At 52.0% G+C, this 6,235-nt stretch carries 3 protein-coding genes; all 3 read left to right on the forward strand.

What is annotated here, in order from left to right; genetic code table 11:
- Positions 1 to 5: 5 nt before the first annotated feature.
- The 3 genes from H1S01_RS12890 (at position 6) to glmS (ending at position 6,129) form a co-directional block, all read left to right on the forward strand.
- Positions 6 to 1,430, forward strand: a complete 1,425-nt coding sequence (locus H1S01_RS12890; RefSeq protein ID WP_188040863.1) for a phosphohexomutase domain-containing protein — start codon at positions 6 to 8, stop codon at positions 1,428 to 1,430.
- 290 nt (positions 1,431 to 1,720) lie between these two features.
- Positions 1,721 to 3,724 carry a methyl-accepting chemotaxis protein gene (locus H1S01_RS12895; protein ID WP_188040864.1) on the forward strand — a complete coding sequence of 668 codons (2,004 nt, stop codon included), beginning with the start codon at positions 1,721 to 1,723 and terminating at the stop codon, positions 3,722 to 3,724.
- Between the two features lie 578 nt (positions 3,725 to 4,302).
- Positions 4,303 to 6,129 (forward strand): glutamine--fructose-6-phosphate transaminase (isomerizing), encoded by a 1,827-nt coding sequence (gene glmS, locus H1S01_RS12900; RefSeq protein ID WP_188040865.1) that lies wholly within the window; start codon positions 4,303 to 4,305, stop codon positions 6,127 to 6,129.
- Positions 6,130 to 6,235: the final 106 nt, after the last annotated feature.

Here is a 6,235-nt window from a genome sequence, read left to right on the forward strand (position 1 = left end):
AACCTGTGGGTAAGCTCTTTGGTACTGATGGTGTTCGCGGCGTCGCCAATAAAGAACTGACACCGGAACTCGCCTTTAAACTAGGCCGGGCTGGAGCCTATGTGCTCAGTAAAGAAGCCCCCCATCCGCGCATCGTCATCGGAAAAGACACGCGGATCTCCGGCGATATGCTGGAAGCGGCCCTCATCGCCGGCATCACCTCTGTCGGCGGGGAAGCCTTACCGGTCGGCGTACTTCCTACGCCTGGTATCGCCTACCTAACCCGGAAGCTCGGAGCAACGGCAGGCGTCGTCATCTCCGCTTCCCATAACCCGGTGGCTGACAACGGCATTAAGTTCTTCTCCGCATCGGGCTTCAAACTTCCCGATGCTGTGGAGGAAGAAATCGAGAGTTACATTCTGGGAACTGGCAAAGAATCTGTCGATAAGTGCTGTGACAAGGATAGTTGCGGTGACGCCGGTTCGACCGACTGTATGGGCGATGCAGAGGGCCACCATAGTGATGGCTTGCCGGCCCCAACCGGTGTCCAAGTGGGACGAGTTTGCCCGGTGGCTGATGCCGAGACCATGTACATCAAGTTTTTGAAACAGACTGTCCCTGTGGACTTTACCGGTTTGAAAATTGTCGTGGACGGTGCGAACGGTGCCGCCTCTCATGTGGCTCCCCGTGTGCTGCGGGAACTGGGCGCCGAAGTAGTCCCGATCTTCTGCGAACCGGACGGCACGAACATCAATGACGGCTGCGGTTCCACCCATCCAGAAACACTCAGCCGGGCTGTCGTCGATCATGGTGCCCACTTGGGACTCGCCTTGGACGGCGACGCCGACCGGCTCATTGCTGTCGATGAAAAGGGAAACATCGTCGACGGTGACCAGATCATCGTCGCCTGTGCCTTACATATGAAAACGAAAGGACAACTGCCGAAAGATACCGTCGCCGTGACCGTCATGAGCAACATGGGCTTACATATCGCTTTAAAACAAGCAGGGATTCACATCCTAGAGACCAAAGTGGGCGACCGCTACGTCCTAGAGGCTTTGCTGCAGCATGATGCCGTCTTCGGTGGAGAACAATCAGGGCACATCCTCTCCCTGCAGCACAACACCACTGGCGATGGGGAACTTACCGCCCTCCAACTGATCACCGTGATGAAGGAGACCGGAAGACCCCTTTCGGAACTGGCTGGGCAGATGCAGCGCCTTCCGCAACTGCTGGTCAATGTGCGGGTGAAAGACAAAGGCTGCATGAATGCACCGGAAGCCTTGGCAGCTGTTCAGGCGGGTCAAGAAAAACTGGACGGTCGTGGTCGGATCCTCGTTCGCCCCTCCGGCACAGAGCCGCTCATCCGGGTCATGGGAGAAGGTCCCGATCTCGTCGAGTTGAAGCAGATTGTAGAGGAGATCGCTGACGTGTTCCGGTCATTCCAATAGGACGAGCTATCCTAGCTATCCATGGTTTTTCGGCTCGAGAACGGCAGTGATGATCGAACTTGATAATCATGCTGTAACTGAATGAAAGATACGAGGTATAGGAATCCTAATTTCCTTCGAAAAAGGTATATATAAGTAAATGTATAAACGGGCTGACCCATGGAACCGATGGGGCAGCCCGTTTTTCAGTTAAATGGTACTATATATTTGTTCTTGAGATGATTATTACAAAATGTCGAAAGGCAGTGTATAATTGATTAGTACATATTCTTTGAGAGGAGGGCACTCCAATGAGAATCCTTAAAGCGAGCCTGATGACCCAACTCATCTTATTTCTGATTACTCCTGTTTTTCTGGGTCTAGCGGCCTTCGGATACCTTGCTCATCATGACGCTTCGGTAATCATGGACAAGCAACTGAAAGAAACCTTGGCCTATCAGGTAGAAAGTGAAAGTCGCAAACTTGAACAAATGATGCGAGAAAGCGAAAATTCCGTTCTCAATTATGCCGGTATCGTCGCTCACAATCAATTGACGAAAGATCAACAACGGGAAATTGGCCTTGCCATCTTGAAAGACAATCCGGGCATGACGAACTTATTCATTGGCTTAGAAAACGGGGAAGCCATCGATGCCAAGGGCTGGGTTCCGCCCGCTGGTTATGACCCCCGAAAACGGACTTGGTACTCTCTCGGCAAAAATGCGAAACTAGGAACCGTCGGTTACACGGAGATCTATAAAGACGCAATCACCGGCAATGACATCATCAGCGTAGCCGCACCGATCCTAAGAAACGATCAGTTCCTCGGGGTTGTCGTGGCGGATCTAGATCTAAACATGGTGAAAGAGTCGGTCTCGAACATAAAGATTGGTCAGACAGGATACGGCTTTTTAATTAACAGCCAAGGAAACTTCATTTCTCACCCCACCTTAACGCTAAAAGATAACATCAATACCCAAGATAACGGAGACTTTGCGATAGCGGGCAAAGAGTTTCTCAGCGGCAAGCCGGTCCTACAGCGCTTCACCTTTAATAATGTGGAAAAGCAGTACGCCTCACATATAGTAGGTAATACAGGTTGGGTTCTCGTCGTAGGTGTACCGATCAGTGAAGAGTATGCTGCCGTAGATTCCTTAAAACATAAGACATTCATATCTACGGTGACCATCATCGCGTGCTTGATCGTCATCATCTATATCGTATCCCGCCGTATCAGCCGGTTGGTGACCCACCTCGCCGAAAATGCGCAACAAATTGCTGCCGGTGATTTGACCACCGATACGCTCTGGTCTGAGTCTGATGCGGCAAGCACCGAGTTTGCTTCCTTACTGGGCAGTTTTCGGGAGATGACGGCCAATCTTCGCCGTGTCGTTGGCGACGTCGCCACGGCCTCGCAAACCTTATCGGCCTCATCAGAAGAACTGACAGCCGGCGCCGAACAAACGGCCCAAACGGTCAACCATATGGCTGCCGCTGTTTCCGACGTCGCGGACAATACAGATAAGCAATCCCACAGCATTGAAGATGCCATCAATACGGTACAGTCGATTTTTTCTCAACTCGATCAAGCCTCCCTACGGGCGGGACAAGTGGCCACCGTGGCTCACAACACTGCCGAAATGGCGAAGGACGGTCACGGATCGGTGACAACCGCGAAAGAGGCGATGGACCGAATTCGCGACGCAGTCGTAAACCTCTCCACCTTTGTAACCCATTTGGATGAGCAGTCGCAGGAGATTGGACAAATTGTTAACACTATCGCCGATATCGCTGCGCAAACAAATCTGCTTTCACTCAACGCAGCGATCGAAGCGGCTCGTGCTGGGGAACACGGACGCGGTTTTGCCGTTGTTGCCGATGAAGTTCGCAAGTTAGCGGAGATGTCCCGCAAGGCGACAGAAGATATCACCGTCCTGATCCAAACGATTCAGCAGGAAATGAGCCAGATCGCCCAAGCAATGACTACCGGTCAGCAGGAAGTCAGCCGCAGTACCGAAATCGTCACCGGTACCGGAACCATTTTCAATAATCTAACCGACAAGGTGTTGACCTTAGCCACCAATGTGGAAGGTATTGCCGAACTAGCCCAAAGCATCGCCCAGAATAGTAAAACAGCGAAGGATCAACTAAACGAAGTAAGCCGAACCAGTCAGAATACGACCCGTCAGAGTCAAAACATCGCCGCCAGTGTTCAAGAACAATCGGCAGCCATGGAGGAAATCGCCTCAGCCAGTGAATCCCTTTCCTTTACCGCTCAAGAATTGCAGCAGTCGATTTCAAGGTTTAAACTGTAACCTACAGATTAGGAAGCGGGTGGGTCCGGTTACGTTTTGGACCTGCCCGATTTCTTTTGTATCAATAACCACGACAGAATCGAAACCCAATAGCCTCGCAGACGAGCAATTTGTCGAAAAAAGAAGAATCAAGCTATAAGTTAGAAGTTAAGGAATGATGAGGGCAAAGAATATTTTTATGGGAGGGTTGCAGCCTTCTTGTCCCACTGATACAATGATCATGACTCGAAAATGGGCTTAACAGGTATCAGAACTCGACAGGTGAATATGCAGCGCCAGAACCGGTATTCCACTCCATTCGTAGAATTCAAGTGTGTACATAGGTGGACTCCGGTTGACGAGGAAGGGGCTTATCGAAGGTTTCGGCGGATGGCCCCTCGGCCGCTTACGGTCGACAGCCAAGCTACAAATCCCGAGAGCAATCGCGGAGACAAAAAGCTGGCAGTGAGTGTCGGGATAGATCTGTGCCTTTGAGCCGCCAAGCCTTTCGCCAAAGGATGCGAAAGAGGCGGCTTTTTTGCGCCCGTTTTGATTCGAGGGGCACGACCCGACAACATAAGAGAGGGGAAACAAAAACGATGTGTGGTATTGTTGGTTACATTGGCGGCAAACCGGCCGCTCCGATCCTGGTGGAAGGTCTGAAAAAACTCGAGTATCGCGGGTATGACTCCGCCGGTATCGCGATTATGGAAGAGGGAAGCATTGAAGTCCGCAAGGCAAAAGGCAAACTGGCCATCTTAGAAGAAAAACTGGGCGACACCGCGCCTACAGGCGTTATGGGCATCGGACACACCCGGTGGGCTACCCACGGCAAGCCTTCCGATGAAAATTCCCACCCCCATCAGGACTGCTGGGGCGATTTTGCCGTTGTTCATAACGGCATTATTGAAAACTTCCAAACCTTAAAAGAGAGCCTTATCGCTGACGGTCACCGTTTCACCTCGGAAACAGACACAGAAGTGCTGGCCCATTTAGTCGAATCCTTCTACGAAGGGGACCTGGAAGCAGCCGTCCGTAAAGTCGCCTCTGTCATCGAAGGCTCCTACGCGATGGCCTTTGTCTGCCGTCGTGAGGACGATAAGATCGTCGCTGTCCGCAAAGACAGCCCCATGGTCGTCGGGCTCGGCGACAAGGAATACTTCCTGGCCTCGGACATCCCGGCCATTTTGAATCATACCCGTCAGACCTACATCTTGAATGACGGTGAAATGGTCATCCTCACCGCAGACAGCGCCACCGTCAAGGATGCTAGAACCGGTGAGCCCATTGAGAAGGAAGTCTTTGAAGTGAAGTGGGACGCTGTCGCCGCAGAAAAAGGCGGCTATGACCACTTTATGTTGAAGGAAATCTATGAGCAGCCTAAGGCCCTGCGGGATACGATCAAAGGACGCTTTGACGAAGAAGGCGTCAATTTAAATGAAATCGGCATTGATCCGGAACTGCTTCGCAAGGCCAACAAAGTTGTCATCGTCGCCTGCGGCACCGCTTATCACGCCGGTTTAGTCGGCAAATACGTCATCGAAAACCTCGCCCGCATCCCCGTAGAAGTGGACATCGCTTCTGAGTTCCGTTATCGGAACCCGATCATCAATAAAAAGACCTTAGTCATCGTCGTCAGTCAGTCCGGCGAAACGGCAGACACCTTGGCTGCGCTCCGAGAAGCCCAGTCCAAAGGGGCCAAAGTCCTGGCCATCACGAACGTCGTCGGTTCCACTATCGCCCGGGAAGCCGACTCGGTCCTCTACACCTGGGCTGGCCCGGAAATCGCTGTGGCTTCCACCAAGGCCTACACCACCCAATTGGTCGCCATGAACATCGTCGCCCTGGCCTTGGCCCAGTGCCAATGCGCCCTTCCCTGCAGCGAGATCAAAGCTATTGCCGAAACCTTAAAACAGATCCCTGCCCAAGTGGAAACAGTCCTGACCCAAGCGGACAAGGTAAAAGAGATCAGCGAACAGATCAAGGCTTGGAATGACGTCTTCTTCATCGGCCGCAGCATCGACTACGCTGTCGCTATGGAAGGATCGCTGAAGCTCAAAGAAATCTCCTACATCCACGCCGAAGCCTATGCCGCCGGTGAACTGAAACACGGCACCTTGGCCCTGATCACCGACCGGATCCCGGTCATCGCCCTGGCTACCCAGGAGCAGGTCCTCGACAAGACCGTGTCTAACATCCAGGAAGTCAAAGCTCGGGACGCGTTTGTCATCGCTGTGGCTCAGGAAGGGAATAGTGAGATCGGTAAGTTTGCCGAACATGTACTCACCATCCCTCGAACTCATGCAGCGCTGACACCGATCTTGGCTGTGGTTCCGTTGCAACTGTTGTCGTACTATACAGCAGTAGCTCGGGAGTGTGACGTGGATAAGCCGCGGAACTTGGCGAAGAGTGTGACGGTGGAGTAATAGCCGTAATTTGTGGCTGTGGTTTTTGTTGTAGTTTGAAAATCAAGTCGTATACTTCGAAATAAAGTCATATACTAAAAGATAAAGTCGTATACTCGGTTTAAAA

Source organism: Heliobacterium chlorum (assembly GCF_014502795.1).
GTDB lineage: Bacteria > Bacillota > Desulfitobacteriia > Heliobacteriales > Heliobacteriaceae > Heliobacterium > Heliobacterium chlorum.